General features: G+C 74.9%; 19 protein-coding genes. 2 read left to right on the top strand and 17 right to left on the bottom strand.

The features are described 5' to 3' along the window. Positions 1–90 precede the first annotated feature (90 nt). From lgt to QNH85_RS00305, 15 genes are all read right to left on the bottom strand, one after another. Positions 91–972 (bottom strand): prolipoprotein diacylglyceryl transferase, encoded by an 882-nt coding sequence (gene lgt, locus QNH85_RS00375; RefSeq protein ID WP_213281735.1) that lies wholly within the window; start codon positions 970–972, stop codon positions 91–93. Positions 973–1032: 60 nt separating this feature from the next. After that, positions 1033–1857, bottom strand: a complete 825-nt coding sequence (gene trpA / locus QNH85_RS00370) for a tryptophan synthase subunit alpha (protein WP_428830333.1) — start codon at positions 1855–1857, stop codon at positions 1033–1035. Beyond that, positions 1854–3164, bottom strand: coding sequence for a tryptophan synthase subunit beta (gene trpB / locus QNH85_RS00365; protein WP_428830332.1), 1311 nt, complete (start codon positions 3162–3164; stop codon positions 1854–1856). The genes trpA and trpB overlap by 4 nt, the downstream gene beginning before the upstream one ends. A gap of 32 nt (positions 3165–3196) precedes the next feature. After that, complete coding sequence (gene trpC, locus QNH85_RS00360; protein ID WP_282943804.1) at positions 3197–4012, bottom strand: indole-3-glycerol phosphate synthase TrpC; 816 nt, start codon at positions 4010–4012, stop codon at positions 3197–3199. A gap of 203 nt (positions 4013–4215) precedes the next feature. After that, entirely contained in the window at positions 4216–4779 is a 564-nt protein-coding gene (locus QNH85_RS00355) for a DUF4190 domain-containing protein (RefSeq protein ID WP_282943803.1), read from the bottom strand. 112 nt (positions 4780–4891) lie between these two features. Next, complete coding sequence (locus tag QNH85_RS00350; RefSeq protein WP_282943801.1) at positions 4892–5329, bottom strand: DUF2752 domain-containing protein; 438 nt, start codon at positions 5327–5329, stop codon at positions 4892–4894. Between the two features lies 1 nt (position 5330). Next, a complete protein-coding gene (locus QNH85_RS00345) occupies positions 5331–5861 on the bottom strand; it encodes a DUF4190 domain-containing protein (protein ID WP_282943799.1) in 531 nt (176 codons plus the stop codon). Between the two features lie 119 nt (positions 5862–5980). Next, positions 5981–6301, bottom strand: coding sequence for an HGxxPAAW family protein (locus QNH85_RS00340; RefSeq protein ID WP_282943797.1), 321 nt, complete (start codon positions 6299–6301; stop codon positions 5981–5983). A gap of 46 nt (positions 6302–6347) precedes the next feature. Beyond that, complete coding sequence (locus QNH85_RS00335; protein ID WP_282943795.1) at positions 6348–6962, bottom strand: Trp biosynthesis-associated membrane protein; 615 nt, start codon at positions 6960–6962, stop codon at positions 6348–6350. 59 nt (positions 6963–7021) lie between these two features. Continuing rightward, positions 7022–8611 (bottom strand): anthranilate synthase component I, encoded by a 1590-nt coding sequence (locus QNH85_RS00330; protein WP_282943793.1) that lies wholly within the window; start codon positions 8609–8611, stop codon positions 7022–7024. After that, the gene (gene hisI, locus QNH85_RS00325; RefSeq protein WP_282943791.1) at positions 8608–9027 is read right to left on the bottom strand and encodes a phosphoribosyl-AMP cyclohydrolase; all 420 of its coding nucleotides are present in this window, start codon (positions 9025–9027) and stop codon (positions 8608–8610) included. The genes QNH85_RS00330 and hisI overlap by 4 nt, the downstream gene beginning before the upstream one ends. Before the next feature lie 33 nt (positions 9028–9060). Continuing rightward, positions 9061–10881: an ABC transporter ATP-binding protein gene (locus tag QNH85_RS00320; RefSeq protein WP_282943789.1), complete on the bottom strand. Its 1821-nt coding sequence runs from the start codon at positions 10879–10881 to the stop codon at positions 9061–9063. Continuing rightward, on the bottom strand, positions 10878–12740 hold the full coding sequence (locus QNH85_RS00315; RefSeq protein WP_282944319.1) for an ABC transporter ATP-binding protein: 1863 nt from the start codon (positions 12738–12740) through the stop codon (positions 10878–10880). Before QNH85_RS00315 ends, QNH85_RS00320 begins: the two co-directional genes overlap by 4 nt. A 255-nt stretch (positions 12741–12995) precedes the next feature. Continuing rightward, positions 12996–14495 (bottom strand): 30S ribosomal protein S1, encoded by a 1500-nt coding sequence (gene rpsA / locus QNH85_RS00310; RefSeq protein ID WP_213281617.1) that lies wholly within the window; start codon positions 14493–14495, stop codon positions 12996–12998. 167 nt (positions 14496–14662) lie between these two features. Then, on the bottom strand, positions 14663–15688 hold the full coding sequence (locus QNH85_RS00305; RefSeq protein ID WP_213281616.1) for a 6-phosphofructokinase: 1026 nt from the start codon (positions 15686–15688) through the stop codon (positions 14663–14665). Between the two features lie 189 nt (positions 15689–15877). Here QNH85_RS00305 and QNH85_RS00300 point away from each other — a divergent pair, with 189 nt between their 5' ends. Continuing rightward, on the top strand, positions 15878–16756 hold the full coding sequence (locus tag QNH85_RS00300) for a class I SAM-dependent methyltransferase (RefSeq protein WP_282943785.1): 879 nt from the start codon (positions 15878–15880) through the stop codon (positions 16754–16756). A gap of 37 nt (positions 16757–16793) precedes the next feature. Here QNH85_RS00300 and polA read toward each other — a convergent pair whose 3' ends face one another. Continuing rightward, positions 16794–19523, bottom strand: coding sequence for a DNA polymerase I (gene polA, locus QNH85_RS00295; RefSeq protein WP_282943784.1), 2730 nt, complete (start codon positions 19521–19523; stop codon positions 16794–16796). On the opposite strand from polA, the gene QNH85_RS00290 reads away from it, so the two are divergent. Next, positions 19522–19962 carry a PaaI family thioesterase gene (locus QNH85_RS00290; protein ID WP_282943782.1) on the top strand — a complete coding sequence of 147 codons (441 nt, stop codon included), beginning with the start codon at positions 19522–19524 and terminating at the stop codon, positions 19960–19962. The two genes, polA and QNH85_RS00290, sit on opposite strands and share 2 nt — an antisense overlap. Here the strand turns inward: QNH85_RS00290 and QNH85_RS00285 are convergent. Continuing rightward, positions 19875–20558 carry a GNAT family N-acetyltransferase gene (locus tag QNH85_RS00285; RefSeq protein WP_282943780.1) on the bottom strand — a complete coding sequence of 228 codons (684 nt, stop codon included), beginning with the start codon at positions 20556–20558 and terminating at the stop codon, positions 19875–19877. The genes QNH85_RS00290 and QNH85_RS00285 overlap by 88 nt on opposite strands. Positions 20559–20922: the final 364 nt, after the last annotated feature.

The following is a 20922-nucleotide window of genomic DNA, read 5'->3' as shown; positions in this document are numbered from 1 at the left end:
CCGGGCTTGGAGGTGTGGCGACGATACCTGCCGGAAACACAGGCACTCACATCGCGGGAAGTGAGGTGGGTCACACGCGCGTCCCCGCGGTCAGCGGGCGGTGCCGTGCTCCTCCACCTCGTCGTCCTGGGCTGCAGCTTCGTCCGCAGTGTCCAGGAGAGGTGTGGTCTCGCGTCCAGGATGACGACGTCCGACGACCACGAACGCTACCAGCGCCCCGAGGCCCACGATGATCGACGTCCAGACGTTGAGCCGGAACGGGCCGATCATCTCCGCGGGGTCGATGCGCAGCAGCTCGATCCACAGCCGGCCGGTCGTGTACACGACGACGTACAGCCAGAACACCCGGCCGTGGCCCAGGCGGAACCGGCGGTCCAGCCAGATGAGCAGCGCCGCGCCGGCCAGGTTCCACAGCAGCTCGTACAGGAACGTCGGGTGGAACAGGGTGCCGGACTCGTAGCCGGCGGGCAGGTGCGCGTCGTCGATCCGCAGGCCCCACGGCAGGGTGGTGGGACCGCCGAACAGCTCCTGGTTGAACCAGTTGCCGAGCCGGCCGATCGCCTGCGCGACCAGCAGCCCGGGCGCGAGGGCGTCCGCGAACACGGCGAACCGCACCCGCTGGCGGCGGCAGCCGATGTACGCGCCGACCGCTCCGAGCGCCACCGCCCCCCAGATGCCGAGCCCGCCCTCCCAGATCGCGAACGCCTTGAGCGGGTCGCCGCCGGCGCCGAAGTACGCGTCGGGCGAGGAGATCACGTGGTAGAGCCGGCCGCCGACGATGCCGAACGGCACCGCCCAGAACGCGATCTCCAGGACCTGGTCCGGGTCGCCGCCGCGCTCCTTCCACCGCCGCTGGGTCATCAGCACCGCGACGACGATCCCGGCGAGGATCGCCAGGGCGTACGCGCGCAGCGGCAGCGGGCCGAGGTGCCAGACGGCCTGCGACGGGCTCGGGATGGCGGCGGGGATCATCACACCGGCAGCGTAAGGCAGGCGGGCGAGCGCCCGGTGCGACCGTCCGAGACGCCGGGGTCAGCGGGAGCGGCGGACGCCCTCGGCCAGACCCGCGGCCACCGCGGCCAGGGCCTCGAGGCCGGCCGACTCCGTCTCGGCGCCCGAGAGCGCCCGCACGAAGGCCGACCCGACGATGACGCCGTCCGCGTACCGGCCGATGTCCTGCGCCTGCTCCGGCCGGGACACGCCCAGGCCGACGCACACGTGCTCCGCGCCCGCCGCCCGGGTGTCGGCGACGAGCTGCTCGGCCCGCGCCCCCACCGTGGTCCGCTCCCCCGTCACGCCCATGGTCGACGCGGCGTAGACGAACCCGCGGGACGCCGCGGCCGTCATCGCGAGCCGCTCCGGCGTGGACGACGGGGCCACGAGGAACACCCGGTCCAGGTCGTGCGCCTCGGACGCCGCGATCCACTCCTGACCCTCGTCGGGGATGAGGTCGGGCGTGATGAGCCCGGCGCCACCGGCACCCGCGAGGTCCCGCGCGAAGGCGTCCACGCCGTACCGCAGCACCGGGTTCCAGTAGGTCATCACCAGCACCGGGGCACCGGCCTCGGCGATCTGCTCCACGGCACCGAACACGTCGCGCACCCGCGTCCCGCCGGCGAGCGCGCGGTCGACGGCGTGCTGGATGACGGGGCCGTCCATCACGGGGTCGGAGTACGGCAGGCCGAGCTCGACCACGTCGACGCCCGCCTCCACCATCGTCCGCGCGGCCCGGACCGAGCCGGCCAGGTCGGGGAAGCCCAGCGGCAGGTAGCCGACGAGCGCGGCGCGCCCGTCGCCCTCGGACCGCAGCCGGTCCAGCGTCGCCGCCGTCCGGCTCCCGAGCTGCACGTCGCTCACAGCTGCTCCCCCTCGTCGGCGTCGACCACCGGCTTGTCCTCGATCAGGTCGAACCAGGCCGCCGCGGTGGCGACGTCCTTGTCCCCGCGCCCGGACAGGTTCACCAGGATGACCGGCTCGCGGCCGTCCGGGGTCTCCCACGTCGCGGCCTCGCGTCCGAGCTTCAGGGCCCCCGCGAGGGCGTGCGCCGACTCGATGGCGGGGATGATGCCCTCGGTCCGGCACAGCAGGCGGAACGCCTCCATGGCCTCGACGTCCGTGATGGGGCGGTACTCGGCGCGCCCGATGTCGTGCAGCCACGCGTGCTCGGGCCCGACGCTCGGGTAGTCCAGGCCGGCGGAGACCGAGTGGCTGGGCAGCGTCTGGCCGTCCTCGTCCTGCAGCAGGTACGACTTGGTGCCCTGGAGCACGCCGGGCGTGCCGCCGCTGAACCGCGACGCGTGCCGGCCGGAGGCGATGCCCTCGCCGCCCGCCTCGAAGCCGAACAGCCGCACCGACGGGTCGTCGAGGAACGCGTTGAAGATGCCCATCGCGTTGGACCCGCCGCCCACGCACGCGGCCACCGCGTCGGGCAGCCGGCCGATCTCCTGCGCGAGCTGGGCCTTCGCCTCCTCGCCGATGAGCTTGTGGAAGTCCCGCACCATCTCGGGGAACGGGTGCGGCCCCGTCACGGTGCCCAGCAGGTAGTGCGTGGTGTCGACGTTGGCGACCCAGTCGCGCAGCGCCTCGTTGATCGCGTCCTTCAGCGTGCGCGAGCCGATCGACACCGGGACGACCGTCGCGCCCAGCAGCCGCATCCGGGCGACGTTCAGCGCCTGGCGCCGGGTGTCCTCCTCGCCCATGTAGACGACGCACTCGAGGTCGAGCAGCGCCGCCGCGGTCGCGGTGGCCACGCCGTGCTGACCTGCGCCGGTCTCGGCGATGACGCGGGTCTTGCCCATGCGCTTCACCAGCAGGGCCTGGCCGAGGACGTTGTTGATCTTGTGGGAACCCGTGTGGTTGAGGTCCTCGCGCTTGAGGAACACCCGGACGCCCGGTCCGACGTGCTCCGCGAACCGCTCGACCTCGGTCAGCGGGCTCGGCCGGCCGGTGTACGTGCGGTGCAGCCGCGCCAGCTCCGCGCCGAACGTGGGGTCCGCCAGCGCCTTGTGGAACTCGGTGTCCAGCTCGTCCAGGGCCGCGACCAGGGCCTCGGGGACGAACCGGCCGCCGAAGTCGCCGAAGTAGGGCCCGGCGTGGGTGGCCAGCGGGCCGCCCTGGGCCGAGCTGACCTGCGGGACCTCGGGTTCCGGTCGACCGGTCGTCACGTGCTGCTCCTCGCTCGTCTGGGTCTGACCCGCTACTGCCGGACCGCGCGCAGCGACGGGTGCGCGCCCGCCGCCACGAGGTCCGCGACGGACTGCCGCGGCGCGTCGTCCGTCACCAGCGCCTCGCCCACGAGCACGGCGTCCGCGCCGGCCCGGGCGTAGTCCATGACGTCGTGCGGCCCGCGCACGCCGGACTCCGCGACCTTCACGACGTCCGCCGGGATCGCGGGGGCGACGCGCGCGAACGTGCCGCGGTCGACCTCGAGCGTCTTGAGGTTGCGGGCGTTCACGCCGATGATCCGCGCGCCGGCGTCCACCGCGCGCATGACCTCCTCGGTGTCGTGCACCTCGACCAGGGCGGTCATGCCCAGGGAGTGCACGCGCTCGACCAGCGAGGTCAGCACGGTCTGCTCGAGCGCCGCGACGATGAGCAGCACGAGGTCCGCCCCGTGCGCCCGCGCCTCCCACACCTGGTACGGCGTGACGACGAAGTCCTTGCGCAGCACCGGGATGTCCACCGCGGCGCGCACGCTGTCGAGGTCCGCGAGGCTGCCGTTGAACTTCCGCTGCTCGGTGAGCACGGAGATGACGGTGGCGCCGCCCTTCTCGTACTCCGCCGCGAGGGCCGCCGGGTCGGTGATGGTGGCCAGGGCGCCCTTGCTGGGGCTCGACCGCTTGACCTCGGCGATCACGGTGACGGCGTCGGCCAGCCGCAGCCGCGACACGCAGTCCTTGGCGCCCGCCACGCGGGCGGCGCGCTCCTTGAGCACGGCGAGCGGCGTCGCCGCCTCACGCTCCGCGAGGTCCTCACGGACGCCCGCGACGATGTCGTCCAGCACTGTGCCCATCGGCGCCTCATCTCCCCCGAGCTCGGCAGCGGCGCACCTGGTGGGTGCGGGAGCCGGGCTCCTCGGCGGTGCCCCCACCGCCCCGCACCGGGCGACGCGACGGACCACCGACCACCTCGGCCATCGTACGGGCGCGCGCGGGAGCTCCCGACCACGGACCCACGGGCTGGGACGCCCCGCCCCGCCCGAGCCCACCGGCCGCGTCAGAACGAGGACGCGCCCACCAGCAGCAGCGGCGCCAGGACGAAGAGCAGCCCCAGCAGCCCGAACCCGGTCCCGACCGCTCCCAGGACGATGCCCGCCGTGGCCAGCCCGCCGTTGTCGGCCCGGCCCTCGGCGACCGCCCGACGCGCGAGGACGCCGGTGATGAGGGCCGGGACGCCCGCGAGGGGACCGGCGAGCACCACGCCGACGACACCGAGCACGAGCGACCAGACGGCGAGGCCGTTGCTCGGGTAGCCGTAGCCGTAGCCGGGCGCGTACGCGGCGGTGCCCCACGCCGGGGCCATCGCGGGGTGGGCCGCAGCGGCCGCAGCGGCGTACGGGTCCTGCGGCCGGGCCGCGTCCAGGTCCCCGGCGTACGGGTGCTGAGCCGGGTCCAGGTCCTGGGCCGCGTAGGGCTGCGGCGCGGGGAGCTGCGGCGCGTAGGGCTGCGGCGCGTAGGGCTGCGACGCGGCGCCGGGGCCGTACGGGCTCCGGTGCGCCGCGGGGTCGTGCTGCTGCTCCTGCCCCGGGAGCGGGCCGGTCGGCGGGTACGGGGTCGACACGGGATCCTCCTGGGCTGCGGTGCAGGTGCGCTCCGCACCGTCCCGGGCATCCTAGGGACCCGGCGCACCGCGACGCGCCGGCCGGGGGGTGTTCACCCGTCCCGCGCGGGGCTCACGGTGCCAGGACCCCGGCCCACGCGGGGACGTTGCGCGCGACGCTGTACGCCACGATCACGACGCCCGTGACGACCGCGACCCGGGCCGGCGGCGCCGCGGCGGGGCGACCGGTGCCCAGCGTCCGGACCAGCCAGCGCACCCAGAGGGCGGCGAGCAGCGGGACCGCGAGCACCCACAGCGGGTTCATGCCCCACGCCCCGGGGACGTCCCCGACGAGCAGGTCGCGCGTCGCGCGCAGGACCCCGCAGCCGGCGCAGTAGCGGCCGGTCAGGGCGTACACGGGGCACAGGCCCCAGGACCCGGGCTCGTGCGGGTCGACGAGCGCGAGCCCGAGCGCGACGACGGCCGCCCCGCCGGCGACCAGCAGCGGCCCACGCGCGGCACGCAGCCGCGCTCGGGGCGCGAGGGTCTCCGGCGGGGCGGCCGCGGCCACGTCAGTACGTGGTGGAGTCGATCGAGTCGAGGTAGGCGGCGAACCCACCGGTCGCGATCGCGATGACGAGGAAGATCAGGCCGATCACCTGCAGGCCCGTGACGATCCACGACGTGATGTAGCCGGCGTTGGCGAGGGAGCCGTTGTTGGCCTCGCCGCGCGCGACGGCCTGCTTCGCCTTCGACCCGACGATGATGCCGGGGATGCTCGTGAAGATGGAGCAGACGAAGAAGCCGACGATCGCCAGGACGAGCGACCAGACCGCCAGGTTGTTCTTGGGGTAGAAACCGGCGCCGTAGCCCTGGGGGCCGCCCTGCGGGTACGCGGCGGGCTGGCCGTAGCCGCCGGCCGGCTGGCCGTAACCGCCGGCGGGCTCGCCACCGGTGTACTGGCCGTACTGCGGGATGCCGCCCTGCCCGGCGCCCTGCGAGGGCGTGCCGCCCTGGTACGGCGGCACGGACCCGGACTGGTCGCCGGAGCCCTGGCCGTCGGGGGCGGAGTACGGGTCCTGCGGCTCGTTCGGGGTCGACATGGAGCTCCTCGTGCTCTCGAGTGGATGCGGTCGGCCGGCATCAGCCCTGGTCGGGCGGCTGCCGGGGCCCCAGGTCTACCGGAGCACGGCCCGCACGTCCACCGCGACGGGCCGTCGGCTCAGTGCCCGCCGTTCTTCCTGGCCTTCTCCAGCGTGTGCTTGCCGCCCTGGCCGTAGCCGAGCACCTGCAGCACCTTGCCGACCACGACCCCGAGCAGCGCCACGCCGATGCCGGCGTAGAACATCCAGGTGTGGTCGAGGATCAGGCCCAGGGCCGCGGCGACCGAGCCGACGAGGACGACGATCGTCGTGGTCCAGGCGGCGGCGGTGTGGCCGTGGTTGGTCGGCGGGGCCTTCGGGGGCAGCCGCAGCGTCTCGGTGCGGGGTGTGTTCTGCGCCCCCGACACGACGCCGTGGGAACGGAGCGACTGCTCGACCATCGTGGAACACCTTTCATGACTGTGTGTCGTCACCCTAGCGGACCTGTCAGGTCGGGTCGTCCCCACGCGTCAGCGCGTCCCACGTCCCGCGCTCGTCGGACGGGTCGGGTGCGTCGGGGTGCGCGGGACGCCCCGCCGGCGCGCCGGCCGCCGTCGCCGGGCGCGCAGCCGGGCCCTCGACGGTGCTCCCCACGGGGCCGGCCGCCCGCTCGTGGCGGTCCGACGGCGCCGTCCAGCGGCCGGACGCCCGGGCGAGCCCGACGGCGGCGACCAGGACGAGCACCCCGAGCGCGGCGGACGCCAGGGGCCACGCGGCGACCTCCGGGCCGGCCGTGAGGCTCGGCACACCGGTCGCCTCGGCGGCGGCCCGCTCGGCGGTGGCGGTGGCCCCGGACCGCGCGGCCAGGGCGGAGGCGACGACCAGCGCGCCGCCCGCGGAGACGACCACGACGACCACCCAGCGGCCGACGCGCCCGACGAGGCCGAGCGCCGCCGCGGCCGCGAGCAGCACGAGCGCGGCAGCCACCAGCCCGGGTGCAGCGGTCGTGCCGCGGACCGCGACGTCGACCTCCTCGGCGACGGGGCTGGCGCCCGTGGCCGTGATCCACACCGGCAGCGCGGTCAGCGCCACCAGCCCGGAGAGCAGCAGCAGCGTGAGCACCCACCGCCCGCGGCCGGGACCGCGGCTCGCGGGGCTCGCGGGGCCCGCCGGCTCCGCCGTCACGACCGGCCGACCGGCCGCAGCCGGGCGGCGATCTGCACGGCCCGCACCGCGGCGGCGGCCTTGTCGCGCGACTCCTGGTGCTCGGTCGCCGGCACGGAGTCCGCGACGATGCCCGCACCGGCCTGGACGCTCGCGCGCCCGTCCCGGATGAGCGCCGTCCGGATCGCGATCGCCATGTCCATGTCGCCCGCGAGGTCGAAGTAGCCGACCGTGCCGCCGTAGATGCCCCGGCGGGCGGGCTCGATCTCGTCGATCAGCGCGATCGCCCGCGGCTTCGGGGCCCCCGAGAGCGTGCCGGCCGGGAACGTCGCGGTGAACGCGCCGAGCGCGGTGGCCCCCGCCCGGAGGCGGCCGACGACCGTGGAGCAGATGTGCATGATGTGGCTGAACCGGCGCACGGCCATGAACTCGACGACCTCCACGGTCGCCGGCTCGCACACCTTCACCAGGTCGTTGCGCGCGAGGTCGACCAGCATGAGGTGCTCCGCGCGCTCCTTCGGGTCGGCCAGGAGCTCGTCGTGCAGCGCCCGGTCCTCCTCGGGAGTGGCTCCGCGGGGGCGCGACCCGGCGATGGGGAACGTCGTGACGTGGCCCTCGGTGACCTTGACGAGCGTCTCCGGGCTGGAGCCGACGACCGCGAAGTCGTGCCCGTCGGCGTCCTGCAGCTGCAGGTAGTACATGTACGGGCTCGGGTTGATCGTCCGCAGGACGCGGTAGACGTCGAGCGGCTCGGCGGGGCAGTCCAGGTCGAGGCGCTGCGAGAGCACCACCTGGAACACCTCGCCGTCCCGGATCGCCTCCTTGCCGATCCCCACGGCCTCCTCGTACTCGGCCGGCGTGGAGCGGAACTCGAGCTCGGGGACCGGGGCGTCGACCAGCCGGGCGGCCGCCGGCGCCGCGGGCCGCAGGAGCGCGTCCTGCATCGCGTCCAGCCGCGCGACGGCGTCGGCGTGCGCGTCGTCGACCCGCTCGTCGGTGCCGTCGAAGTTGATCGCGTTCGCCACCAGCCACACGGAGCCGTCGTGGTGGTCGGTGATCGCGAGGTCGCTGGCAAGGCACAGCGTCATCTCGGGGACGCCGAGCTCGTCGGGCGCGGTCGCGGGCAGCGTGGGCTCCCAGTGGCGCACGACGTCCCAGCCGAGCGCGCCGACGAGCCCGCCGGTCAGCGGGGGCAGGCCGGGCACGGCGGGCGTGCGCAGCACCTCGAGCGTCTCTCCCAGCACGGCCAGGGGGTCGCCGTGGGTCGGGACGCCCGCGGGCACGTCACCGGTCCACACCGCGCGGCCGTCGCGGACGGTCAGCGTCGCGCGGGAGCGCACGCCGACGAACGACCAGCGCGACCAGGTGCCGTCGGACTCCGCGGACTCCAGGATGAACGTCCCGGGACGGCCCGCCGCGAGCGTCCGGTACAGGCCGACGGGCGTGGTGTCGTCGGCCAGCAGCCGCCGCACCACGGGGATGACGCGGCGCGTGCCGGCGAGCTCCCGGAACTCGGCCAGCGCGGGCCAGGTGGCGCCCCAGGGGACGTCCACGGCCGGGGCCGCCGGCGGGGTGGCGGCAGCCGCCGCGGGCGCGTCGGCGGTCACGGGCGCTCCCCCGCGGACACGGCGGGCCGCTCGCCCACGACCGCGTCGAGCCGGCCGCCCGCCTCGAAGCAGGTGCGCGTGCCCGTGTGGCAGGCGACGCCCACCTGGTCGACGCGCACCAGGACCGCGTCGCCGTCGCAGTCGAGCTCCACGGACTTCACGTACTGGGCGTGGCCGGAGGTGTCGCCCTTGCGCCAGTACTCCTGCCGGGACCGGCTCCAGAACGTCACGCGCCCCGTGGTGAGGGTGCGGTGCAGGGCCTCGTCGTCCATCCAGCCGACCATCAGCACCTCGCCGGTGTCGTGCTGCTGCACGACGGCCGCGACCAGGCCGGCCGCGTCGCGGGTCAGCCGGGAGGCCACCGCGGGGTCGAGTCCGGAGGTGCCGAAGGGTCCGGGGTTCTGCTCGTCCGTCACCCCCCGATCCTGCCACGCGGACGGCGCGACGGGTCAGCGCGTCTGCGACACCCAGGCCCGGTGCATCGCGGCGTACACGCCGTCCTGCGCGACGAGGCGGTCGTGCGGCCCGTGCTCGACGACCCGCCCGGCGTCGACGACCACGACGAGGTCCGCCGCCTCCGCCGTCGACAGGCGGTGCGCGATGGTGACGGTGCTGCGGCCCGTGGTGAGGGAGTCCAGCGCCCGGGCGATCCGCACCTCGGTGGCGGGGTCGACGGCGGACGTCGCCTCGTCGAGCACCAGCAGGTCCGCGTCGGCCAGGTAGGCCCGGGTCAGCGCCACCAGCTGCCGCTCCCCCGCCGAGAGGGCCTCGCCCCGCTGGCCGACCGGCGTGTGCAGCCCGCTCGGGAGCTCGGCGACCCAGTCGGACAGGCCCAGCTCCGCCAGCGCGGCGCGCAGCTGCGGCTCCGCCGCCTCCGGGGTCGGGGTGCGGCCGTCCGGGGTCCGCAGCCCGTACACGAGGTTCTCCGCGAGCGTGGCGTCGAACAGGAAGCCCTCCTGCGGCACCATGACGACGCGGCGGCGCAGGTCGGCCGCCCGGACGGTCCGCAGGTCCGTGCCGTCCAGCAGCACCTCGCCCTGCGTCGGGTCCATCAGCCGGGTCACGAGCTTGGCGATCGTCGTCTTGCCCGAGCCGGTCGCCCCGACCACGGCGGTGGACCGGCCGGCCGGGAGCCGCAGGTCGACGCCGTGCAGCACGGGCGGGCCGTCCGGGTAGGCGAAGCCGACGCCCCGGAGCTCGACGGCCGCGGGCCCCCGGGGCGACGGCACGCCGCGCGGCCCGGGGTCGGCGACCTGCACGGGCGTGTCGATGATGCCGAGCACCCGCCGCCACCCGGCGACGGCGTTCTGCAGCTCGTTCAGCACCTCGGTGGCCTGCTGCACCGGACCGGTGAACAGCTGGACCAGGAACAGGAACGCCAGCAGCCGGCCGACGCTCAGGTCCCCGGCGACGCCGAGCGCGGTGCCGGCGACCACGACCACGGCGAGCACGAGGTTCGCGACGAGGACGCCCGACGAGAACACGACGGCCACGGTGTTCTGGGCCCGGACCATCGCGTCCCGGGTGGCGCCGATGCGCGCGTCGACGTTCCGCTGGACGCGGCGCTGCACGCCGTACGCGCGGATGGTCTCCGCCCCGACCACGGCCTCGGACACGGCGCCGAGCATCGCGCCGACCCGCTCGCGCACCCGGGTGTAGGCCACGTTCACGCGGCGCTGGAGCGGGCGCAGGCCGATCACCAGCGGCCCGAAGCAGAGCCACACCAGGATCGTCAGCTGCCACGAGTACGCCGCCATCAGCGCCGTCGCCACCGCCACCTGCAGCGTCGAGACCAGCAGCATGATGCCGCCCCACTGCACGAACAGCGAGATCGTGTCGACGTCCGACGTCACCCGCGACACCAGCGACCCGCGCCGCTCGGTGTTCTGCGTGAGCACGGACAGGTCGTGCACGTGCCGGAACGCCCGGACGCGGAGCTCGGCCAGCCCGGCCTCGCTGGCCCGGAACAGCCGCACGTTGACCAGCGCCGAGCAGACCCCGCCGGCGACGAGCGCGAGGGCGGCGGCGCACACCAGCGTCACGACGCGGCGGATGTCGGGACCGCCCTCGGCGAGCACGCCGGTGTCCATCACCTGCTGGACGGCGACCGGGACCACGACCTTGCCCGCCGCGGCGAGCACCGCCAGCAGGAACGTCACCCACAGGCCCTGCACGAGCTGCGGGGACACCTGCACGCCCCGCCGCAGGGTGCCCAGCACCCCGAGCTGCTCGGTCCCGCCCAGCCCGGACGGCCGGTCCTGCGCGCTCATCGTGCCCCCTCCGCGTCCAGCGCGTCCTCGTCCTGCCCGGCCAGGCCGTCGGCCTCGGTGGCGGCCTCCGCGTCCAGCGCCTCCGCGCGCAGCGCCGCGCGGCGCTCCGACTCGTCCTCGTACGCCGTGGCGAGCGCCCGGTAGCCGGGGTCGCGGGCCAGCAGCTCCGCGTGGGTGCCCTGGTCGACCACCCGGCCGCCCTCCACGTGCACGACCTCGTCGGCGAGCAGCACCGACGACATCCGGTACGCGACGAGCAGCACGGTCGGCCCGCCCGCGGCGTCGCCGGTGTGCTCCCGCAGCCCGGTGAGGATGCCCTGCTCGACCCGCGGGTCGACGGCCGAGGTGGCGTCGTCCAGCACGAGCAGCCGGGGCCGCCGCACGAGCGCCCGGGCGATGGCCAGCCGCTGGCGCTGGCCGCCGGAGAGGTTCGAGCCGCGCTCGCCGAGCGGGGCGTCCAGCCCGCCGGGCAGGTCGCGCACCACGCCGTCCACCCGCGCGAGCCGCAGGGCCGCCCAGACCTCGTCGTCCGAGGGCGCGGCCGGGTCGTCGGGGTCGCACAGCGTCACGTTGCCGCGGACCGTGTCCTCGAAAACGAAGGTCTGCTGCCCGACCAGGACGACCTGGTCCGTGAGGTCGTCCGGCACGAGGTCCCGGACGTCGGTGCCGTCGACCGCGACGGTGCCGCTCGTGGGGTCGGTCAGCCGCGGCACGAGCGACACCAGCGTCGTCTTGCCCGCGCCGGTGGGGCCGACCACGGCGACGACCCGTCCCGCGGCCACCTCGAGGTCGACGTCGCGCAGCAGGTCCACCGGGCCGTCCGGGCCGGGGACCCGCACGCCGACGCCGGACATCCGCAGCGACGCCCCCACGGGCCGGCGCACGAGCGGCGCGGTGCCCGGGACCAGCTCGCCCTCGGCGTCCACGACCCGGGCGACGCGCTCGTGCCCGACGAGGGCACGCGGGAGCTCGCCGAGCACCCAGCCGAACGCCCGCACCGGCACCGCCATCAGCGTGAGCAGGTACGCCGCCGACACGACGTCCCCGGTCCCCACCGCCCCGGCCTGCACCCGGATCACGCCGACCAGGAGCACCAGCAGCGTGCCGAGGCTGGGCAGCATGTCGATGACCGGGTCGAAGTACGCGCGCACCACGCCGACGCGGACGTTCGCCTCCCGCAGCTGCGCGGTGCGCTCGGCGAACCGGCGCTCCTCGCGGTCCTCCGTGCCGAGCGACTTCACCAGCAGCGCGGCCTCGAAGCTCTCGTGCGCGATGTCCGCCACCTCGGCCCGCAGCTGCTGGGCGCGCGTGGCCGCCGGGGACATCTTGCGCTGGAACACCAGGTTGGCCACGACCGCGGCCGGCAGCACCACGAGGGCGGCCAGCGCCAGCCACACGTCGGTGGACAGCAGCGCGACCGCCGCGACCCCGATCATCACGACGACGCCCAGCGCGAACGGCAGCGGGTTGAACACGCCCGTGGCGGCCTCGACGTCGGCGGAGGCGTTGGACAGCAGCTGCCCCGTGGGGTGCCGGCGGTGCCACGTCATCGGCAGCCGCAGGTACTGGCGGGTGACCCCGCGACGGTGCATCGCCTGCTGGTCGGCCACGCCCATGCCCGCGAAGACCCGGCGTCCGGCGACCGCGGCGGCCAGCGACACGGCCACGAGCGCGAGCACCGCCCCCGCGACCCAGATCCGGCCCTGCGCCTGCGCGGACCCGCCGATCGCGGGGACGACGACGCTGTCCGTCGCCCAGCCGAGCACCCGGCTCACCGCGACCGTGAGGGCGCCGTACAGGGCGGAGGTGCCGATGGCCAGCACGTACGTGCGGGGCTGGGACGCGATGCCGCGGCCCATGAGGAGCAGCGACCGCCGGAGCACCGATCCGGTGAGCGCAGCCGGTCGCGGCGAGGTGGAGCGGGCGGGCACAGCACGGCCTTTCGCGTGGTGAGGGGCGGCGTCGACGATCCTCTCACGCAGGGGTGACAGCGGCCCCTGCGGGCCCCGTCGCCCGTCGGCGTCCCCGCGCACCCCGGGGACGCCGACGGGCCGGCCACCCGCAGGTGACCGGCCCGTCGGACCGTGCGCCGGGCGTGACGCCCGGCGGTCGGCTCAGTTGCCGGTGAGCTTCTCGCGGAGCGCGGCCAGGGCCTCGTCCGACGCGAGCGTGCCGGTCGCCTCCTGGGCCGGAGCCGAGGAGTAGGACGACGCCGAGGAGCTGGACGACGAGGACGAGGACGACGCGGCGCTCTCGCCACCGCCGTTCGCGGCCTCCGCGTCGGCCTGGACCGCGTCCAGGACCTGCTTGCGGTGCGCCTCCCAGCGCTCGTGCGCCTTGGCGTACTGCGCCTCCCAGACCTCACGCTGCGCCTCGAAGCCCTCGAGCCACTCGTTGGTCGCCGGGTCGAAGCCCTCGGGGTACTTGTAGTTCCCCTCCTCGTCGTACTCGGCCGCCATGCCGTACAGCGCGGGGTCGAAGTCCTCGGAGGTCGGGTCGAAGCCCTCGTTCGCCTGCTTGAGCGACAGCGAGATGCGGCGGCGCTCCAGGTCGATGTCGATGACCTTGACGAACACGTCGTCGCCGACCTGGACGACCTGCTCCGGGATCTCGACGTGGCGCACGGCCAGCTCCGAGATGTGGACCAGGCCCTCGATGCCGTCCTCGACGCGCACGAACGCACCGAACGGGACGAGCTTGGTGACCTTGCCGGGGACGACCTGGCCGATGGCGTGCGTCCGGGCGAAGGCCTGCCACGGGTCCTCCTGCGTCGCCTTCAGCGACAGGGAGACACGCTCGCGGTCGAAGTCGACGTCCAGGACCTCGACCGTGACCTCCTGGCCGACCTCGACGACCTCGGACGGGTGGTCGATGTGCTTCCAGGACAGCTCGGAGACGTGCACGAGCCCGTCCACGCCGCCCAGGTCGACGAACGCACCGAAGTTGACGATCGAGGACACGACACCGGGGCGCACCTGGCCCTTCTGCAGGGTCTGCAGGAAGGTGGAGCGGACCTCGGACTGCGTCTGCTCGAGCCACGCGCGGCGCGACAGGACCACGTTGTTGCGGTTCTTGTCGAGCTCGATGATCTTCGCCTCGATCTCCTTGCCGACGTACGGCTGGAGGTCGCGGACACGACGCATCTCCACCAGGGAGGCGGGCAGGAAGCCACGGAGGCCGATGTCGAGGATGAGGCCACCCTTGACCACCTCGATGACGGTGCCGGTGACGACGCCGTCCTCCTCCTTGATCTTCTCGATCGTGCCCCAGGCGCGCTCGTACTGCGCGCGCTTCTTGGACAGGATCAGCCGGCCTTCCTTGTCCTCCTTCTGGAGGACGAGGGCCTCGACCTCGTCACCGACCTTGACGACCTCGCCTGGGTCCACGTCGTGCTTGATGGACAGCTCGCGGGACGGGATGACGCCCTCGGTCTTGTAACCGATGTCGAGCAGCACCTCGTCGCGGTCGACCTTGACGATGGTGCCCTCGACGATGTCACCGTCGTTGAAGTACTTGATGGTGGCGTCGACGGCGGCGAGGAAGTCCTCGGCCGAGCCGATGTCGTTGATCGCGACCTGCGGGGTGCCGGGCTTGGCGGGGGTGGAGATGCTCATGTAGGGATGGGCTCCGATGCGGACATGAAGTAGTAGGACAGGGGTTCGGGTGGCGCAAGCAGCCCCGCACGACACGCGCACGCGTAGGCACGCCACACCGCCGAATACCTTACCGGCCTTGACGACAGCCGGTCAAAGCACCCGGTCGCGCCGCGCGGCGCGACCGGTCAGGCCAGCGCGCGCGCCACCTGCAGCAGGTCCGCCGGGACCGTCTTGACCTTGCCGGCGATCTCGGGCAGCGGCACCAGGACGACCTCCTCGCCGCGCAGCGCGGTCATCACGTCGGTCTCGCCGCGGCTGATCGCGTCGATCGCGGCGACGCCGAACCGGCTGCCGAGGATGCGGTCCGCCGGCACCGGGCTCCCGCCGCGCTGCACGTGCCCGAGCACCGTCACGCGCGTGTCGAACCCGGTGCGCTTCTCGATCTCCGCCTTGACCCGCTCGCCGATCGCGCCGGCGACGATCTCGCCGAACTGGCCGACCGGGGCCTCGTAGGACATCGAGGTCCCCTCGGCGGGCACGGCGCCCTCGGCGACGACCACGATGGAGAAGTTCGCGTGCGCGCGGTGCCGGTGCTTGAGGAACTTGATGACCTTGTCGATGTCGAACGGCTCCTCGGGGGCGAGCACCACCTCGGCGCCGCCGGCGATGCCCGCGGTCACGGCGATCCAGCCGGCGTGCCGGCCCATGACCTCGACGATCATCACGCGGTTGTGGGACTCCGCCGTGGTGTGCACCCGGTCGAGCGCCTCGGTCGCGATCTCCACCGCCGTGTCGAAGCCGATGGACCGGTCGGTGCCCCACACGTCGTTGTCGATCGTCTTGGGGATCGCGACGATCTTCACGCCCGCCTCCGCGACCTTCGACGCCGCGTGCAGCGTGCCGTCGCCGCCGATGCAGATGAGCGCCTCGATGCGCTCCGCCTCCAGCGTGGCCAGCACCGCGTCGAGGCCGCCGTCGGCCGCGTGCGGGTGGAACCGGGCCGTGCCGAGCAGCGTGCCGCCGACGGGCAGGACGTTGCGGATGTGGCTGCGGGTCAGCGGGACGATGTCGCCGTCCACCACGCCCCGCCAGCCGTTGCGGAACCCGATGATGGAGTGGCCGTACTCCCCCTCGCCGCGCTTCACGACCGCCCGGATCGCCGCGTTCAGCCCGGGGACGTCGCCTCCACCGGTGAGCAGTCCGACTCGCACGCTGGGGTCTCCTTCAATCTGCAGGGTGGGGGGTGCCGCTGCGGTGCGGCGTGACCAGGCTATCCGTGCGCCGGCCGCGACCGGTGAGCCGGAGGTCCCGGGCGCGGCGGCGGGGCGCACGACGGGGCGCGCGCCGGCACGCGCCACGGGGCGCGCGCGGGGCAGCCCGCCACGGCTACCGTCGTGCGGGTGACGACCGACGACACCGACCCCGGCGCGGACGGCGACCGCCTGGCGGCCGCCGGCTACCGCGACGTCCCGGCCGCCGCCACGGAGGGCGCCGGGCGCCGCTGGTGGGACCAGAACGCCCGCGAGTACCTCGACGAGCACGGCGCGTTCCTGGGCGACGACGACTTCCTGTGGTGCCCGGAGGGCCTGCGCGAGTCCGACGCCCGGCTGCTCGGCGACGTCACGGGCCGGCGGGTGCTCGAGGTGGGCGCGGGCGCCGCGCAGTGCTCGCGGTGGCTGGCCGCGCACGGCGCGCTGGCCGTCGCGACGGACGTGTCCGCGGGCATGCTCGCCGCCGCGGCCGCCGTCGACCGCGCCGCCGCGGCCGATCCCGCCCGGGACGCCGGGCCGGTGGCCGGGCGCCCCGCCCCCGTGCCGCTGGTGCAGGCCGACGCCCGCGCGCTGCCGTTCCCCGACGCGTCGTTCGACGTCGTGTTCACCGCCTACGGCGCGATCCCCTTCGTCGCGGACGCCCACCGGGTGCACGCCGAGGCCGCGCGGGTGCTCCGGCCGGGCGGCCGCTGGGTCTGCTCGGTGACGCACCCCGTGCGGTGGGCGTTCCCCGACGACCCGGGCCCCCGCGGGCTCACCGCCGACCGCTCGTACTTCGACCGCCGGCCCTACGTCGAGACCGACGAGCACGGCCGGGTCCTGTACTCCGAGCACCACCGCACGATCGGCGACCACGTCGCGGACGTCGTGGGAGCCGGACTGGTGCTCGACGCCGTCGTCGAGCCCGAGTGGCCCGAGGGGCACGACCGGACGTGGGGCGGCTGGAGCCCGCTGCGCGGGGCGCACCTGCCCGGCACGGCGATCTTCGTCGCGCACCGCCCGGCGTAGCCCCCCGGGCCGCGTCGTCCGCGCGCCCCGCCGCGGGTCAGTGACCCGCGTCGTGCCAGCTCGGGCCCACGCCCACGGAGACGTCCAGCGGCACGTCCAGGGCGTACGCCCCGCCCATCTGGGAGCGCACCAGCGCCTCCACCGCGTCCCGCTCCCCCGGCGCGACCTCGAGTACGAGCTCGTCGTGCACCTGCAGCAGCAGCCGCGAGGACAGGCCCTGCGCGTCGAGCTCCCGCTGCACGCCCAGCATCGCCAGCTTGATGATGTCCGCCGCGCTGCCCTGGATGGGGGCGTTCAGGGCCATCCGCTCCGCCGCCTCCCGGCGGACCCGGTTGTCGCTGGTGAGGTCCGGGAGGTAGCGCCGCCGCTCGAGGATGGTCGCGGTGTACCCCGTGGCCCGGGCCTCGTCCGCGACGCCCTCGAGGTAGTCGCGCACGCCGCCGAACCGCGAGAAGTAGTCGCGCATCAGCGCGGAGGCCTCGGCGACGTCGATCTTCAGCTGCTGCGACAGGCCGTACGAGGACAGCCCGTACGCCAGGCCGTAGCTCATCGCCTTGATCTTGGACCGCTGCGCGCTGGTCACCTCGTCGGTCGGCACGCCGAACACCCGCGAGCCGACGTACGAGTGCAGGTCCTCGCCGGCGGTGAACGCCTCGATCAGGCCGGCGTCGCCGGACAGGTGCGCCATGATCCGCATCTCGATCTGCGAGTAGTCGGCGGTCAGCAGCGTCTCGTACCCCGCCCCCACGACGAACGCGCGGCGGATCTGGCGGCCCGCCTCGGTGCGGATCGGGATGTTCTGCAGGTTCGGGTCGGTCGACGACAGGCGGCCCGTCGCGGCGATCGTCTGCTGGAACGTCGTGTGGATCCGGCCGTCGTCGGCCACCGAGCGCAGCAGGCCCTCGACGGTCTGCCGGAGCCGGATGGCGTCGCGGTGCGCGAGCAGGTGCTCCAGGAAGGGGTGGCCGGTCCGCGCGAACAGGTCGGCGAGCGCGTTGGCGTCGGTGGTGTAGCCGGTCTTGGTCTTCTTGGTCTTCGGCATGTCGAGCTGGTCGAACAGCACCTCCTGGAGCTGCTTGGGCGACCCGAGGTTCACCTCCCGCCCGATCGCGTCGTACGCCTCGCCCGCGGCGCGCTGGACGGCGCTGTCGTACTCCTTCTCCAGCGCCGACAGGTAGCCGGCGTCCGCGGCGATGCCGACGTGCTCCATCCGCTCCAGGACGCCCTCGAGCGGGAGCTCGACGTCGCGCAGCAGGTGCGCCGCGCCGCGCTCGGCCAGCTGCTCGTCCAGCACGTCCACGAGGTCCAGGACCGCGGCGGCGCGGACGGCGCCGCGCACGCCCTCCTGCGAGCCCTCGAGGTCCAGGTCGAGCGCGCCCTGAGCGCCCTCGTCCGCCACCGCGCCGAGCTCGCGGCGCAGGTAGCCGATCGCGAGGTCCGAGAGGTCGTAGCCGCGCCGGTCGGGCTGCAGCAGGTACGCGCCGAGCTCGGTGTCGAACTCCACGCCCGCGAGGGTCAGCCCGCGCCCGGCCAGGGCGTGCCAGGCCTCCTTCGCGGCGTGCAGCACCTTCGGCTGCGCCGGGTCGGCGAGCCACGCGGCGAGCGCCGCCTCGTCGGCCGGGGCGATCTGCGCGAGGTCGTACGCGACGGCCTCGTCACCGACCACGAGGGCGACCCCCCAGGCGTCGCCGCCCGACGGCGAGGCGGACCCCTGCACGTCGACGCCGGTCCGGGCCCCGGCGTGCCGGGCGAGCCAGTCCGCGAGGCCGCCGTCGACCGGGGTCACGACGACCGGGCCCTCGGCCGGGCCGGCCACCTCGGCGGGGCCGCCGTCCTCGGCGGGCAGCATCGCGAACAGCCGGTCGCGCAGCGTGCGGAACTCGAGCTCGTCGAGGATGGTGTGCAGCGCCTCGCGGTCCCAGGGCCGCGCCGCGAGGTCCTCGGGCCCGAGCGGGAGCTCCAGGTCGTCCAGCAGCCTGTTGAGCTGGCGGTTCAGCAGCACCTGGTCGAGGTGCGCGCGCAGGGACTCCCCCGCCTTGCCGGTGATCTGGTCGACGTGCGCGACCACGCCCTGCAGGCCGTCGTAGGTGGCGATCCACTTCGCGGCGGTCTTGGGCCCGACGCCGGGCACCCCGGGCAGGTTGTCGGACGACTCGCCGACGAGCGCGGCGATGTCGGGGTAGCGCTCCGGGGGCACGCCGTACTTGGCCTGCACCGCGTCGGGGGTCATCCGCGCGAGCTCCGAGACGCCCTTCACCGGGTACAGCACCGTGACGCGGTCGGTCACGAGCTGGAGCGCGTCGCGGTCGCCGGAGCAGATGAGCACGTCCAGCCCCTCCGCGGCGCCCTGGCGGGCCAGCGTGGCGAGGATGTCGTCGGCCTCGAAGCCCGGCTTGTCGAGCGTCGGGATGTGCATGGTCGCGAGGACCTGCTTGATGACCTCGACCTGGCCGCGGAACGGCTCCGGCGACGCCGAGCGGTTGGCCTTGTACTCCTCGTACTGCTCGGTGCGGAACGTGGTCCGGCCGGCGTCGAACGCGACCGCGACGTGCGTCGGCTCCTCGTCCCGCAGCAGGTTGGCCAGCATCGAGACGAACCCGAACACCGCGTTGGTGGGCTGGCCGGTGGAGGTGGCGAACTTGTCCACCGGGAGGGCGAAGAACGCCCGGTAGGCCATCGAGTGCCCGTCCACCAGGAGGAGCCGTGCGGCGTGGCCGTCGGGCAGGTGTCGCGTCGCGTCAGTCACGGGTGCCAACCTATCGGGCATGGCTGACACCGACGCGTCCGCGAGCCCGACCCCCGACCACCCGCCGCTGGGCACGCACGTCCCCCCGGGCACCCTCATGGAGCGCATGGGCATCGAGCTGCTCGAGGTCGGCCCGGACCGCGCGGTGGGCACGATGCCCGTGGCGGGCAACGTGCAGCCGTACGGGCTGCTGCACGGGGGCGCCTCGGCGGTGCTGGCCGAGACCCTCGGCTCCTACGCGGCGAACGCGCACGCCGGACCGGGCCGGCAGGCGGTCGGGATCGAGCTCAGCTGCACCCACCACCGGTCCGCGACGGACGGGGTGGTGACCGGCACCGCCACGGCGGTGCACCTGGGCGGGAAGGTCGCGACCTACGACGTGGTGGTCGAGGACCCGCGCGGCCGGCGGATCTGCTCCGCGCGGCTCACCTGCATGCTGATCGACACGCGGCCGGCCTGAGCCGCCTCGGTGGACGTCGCGGCGCGCCCCGCCCGGGCGCGCCGCCGTCGGGCGATCAGGTCGTCCAGGCCGGCACGGCCGGCGCGGCGGGCCGGCGACGGGGCGTCCGCCACCAGCCGGCGCTGCAGCGCCTCGGTGCTCACCACGCGGTGCGCGGCGGCCGGGGCGAACCCGAGCCGGGCCAGGAACCGCAGCATGCCCCGTGCCCCGGGCAGCGGGACGGCGAGCACGTCGGTGGCGCCGACGCGCTGGGCCTCCTCGAGCACGCCGCCCAGCAGCGCGTGCCCGACGCCGCGGCGACGGGCGCCCTCGGCCACGTAGACGGCCTCGATCGAGACGGACACCTCGTCCGTGAACAGGCTCGGTCCGATGATCCGCGCGAGCACCAGCCCGCACACCTCGCCGTCGAGCATGCCGACCAGGCCGCAGGCGCCGGGCTCGCCGACCAGGGCGCCGATCTGGTGCCGCAGCCGGTCCGCGTCGTCGGTGCAGAGCTGGGAGCCCACCAGGGACTCCGCGCGGGCGGCGAGGCTGAGGTCCACGAGGGCGTCGAGGTCCTCGGGCAGGGCGGGACGGACGGCGACGGGCGTGCGCACGGTTCGACGGCCTCCAGTCGTTCTGGTCACGGCACGGCGACATCGGTGTCGTCGCGAGCCTGCTGCGCCCCCCGCGGCATCGACCGATCATGGCCTACCCCGGGCGCTCCTGCCTAGTCGCCTGCGACAACGGTCGGTGCCCGCGGCGACGCAGCCGCAGGTCACCGCGCCGCGCTGTGGGGCTTCTCACCCCTCCGGGTGAACGCTGGGCCGTTCGTGGCGCGGATCGACGACCGCCGTGCGACCCTCCCGGTGGCCAGACAGGCAGCCGGCAGCGTCGCGAATGCCTCGAACACGCCCGTAATCAGACGGACACAAATCCTCTTTACTGTCACGCCCACTCGTGGGAGCAGCACCGTGACCC

Source organism: Cellulomonas endometrii, from assembly GCF_949769265.1.
GTDB lineage: Bacteria > Actinomycetota > Actinomycetes > Actinomycetales > Cellulomonadaceae > Cellulomonas > Cellulomonas endometrii.
The sequence above is the reverse complement of the archived record's forward strand: the minus strand, read 5'-3'. Positions and strand labels throughout refer to the sequence as shown.

Excerpts from the sequence above, each read along its gene's own strand:
- QNH85_RS00320 (WP_282943789.1), bottom strand. The coding sequence starts at position 10,881 with ATGAGCGCGCAGGACCGGCCGTCCGGGCTGGGCGGGACCGAGCAGCTC.
- QNH85_RS00340 (WP_282943797.1), bottom strand. The coding sequence starts at position 6,301 with ATGGTCGAGCAGTCGCTCCGTTCCCACGGCGTCGTGTCGGGGGCGCAG.
- polA (WP_282943784.1), bottom strand. The coding sequence starts at position 19,523 with ATGCCCGATAGGTTGGCACCCGTGACTGACGCGACGCGACACCTGCCC.
- QNH85_RS00290 (WP_282943782.1), top strand. The coding sequence starts at position 19,522 with ATGGCTGACACCGACGCGTCCGCGAGCCCGACCCCCGACCACCCGCCG.
- rpsA (WP_213281617.1), bottom strand. The coding sequence starts at position 14,495 with ATGAGCATCTCCACCCCCGCCAAGCCCGGCACCCCGCAGGTCGCGATC.
- QNH85_RS00345 (WP_282943799.1), bottom strand. The coding sequence starts at position 5,861 with ATGTCGACCCCGAACGAGCCGCAGGACCCGTACTCCGCCCCCGACGGC.
- QNH85_RS00315 (WP_282944319.1), bottom strand. The coding sequence starts at position 12,740 with ATGGGCCGCGGCATCGCGTCCCAGCCCCGCACGTACGTGCTGGCCATC.
- lgt (WP_213281735.1), bottom strand. The coding sequence starts at position 972 with ATGATCCCCGCCGCCATCCCGAGCCCGTCGCAGGCCGTCTGGCACCTC.
- trpC (WP_282943804.1), bottom strand. The coding sequence starts at position 4,012 with ATGGGCACAGTGCTGGACGACATCGTCGCGGGCGTCCGTGAGGACCTC.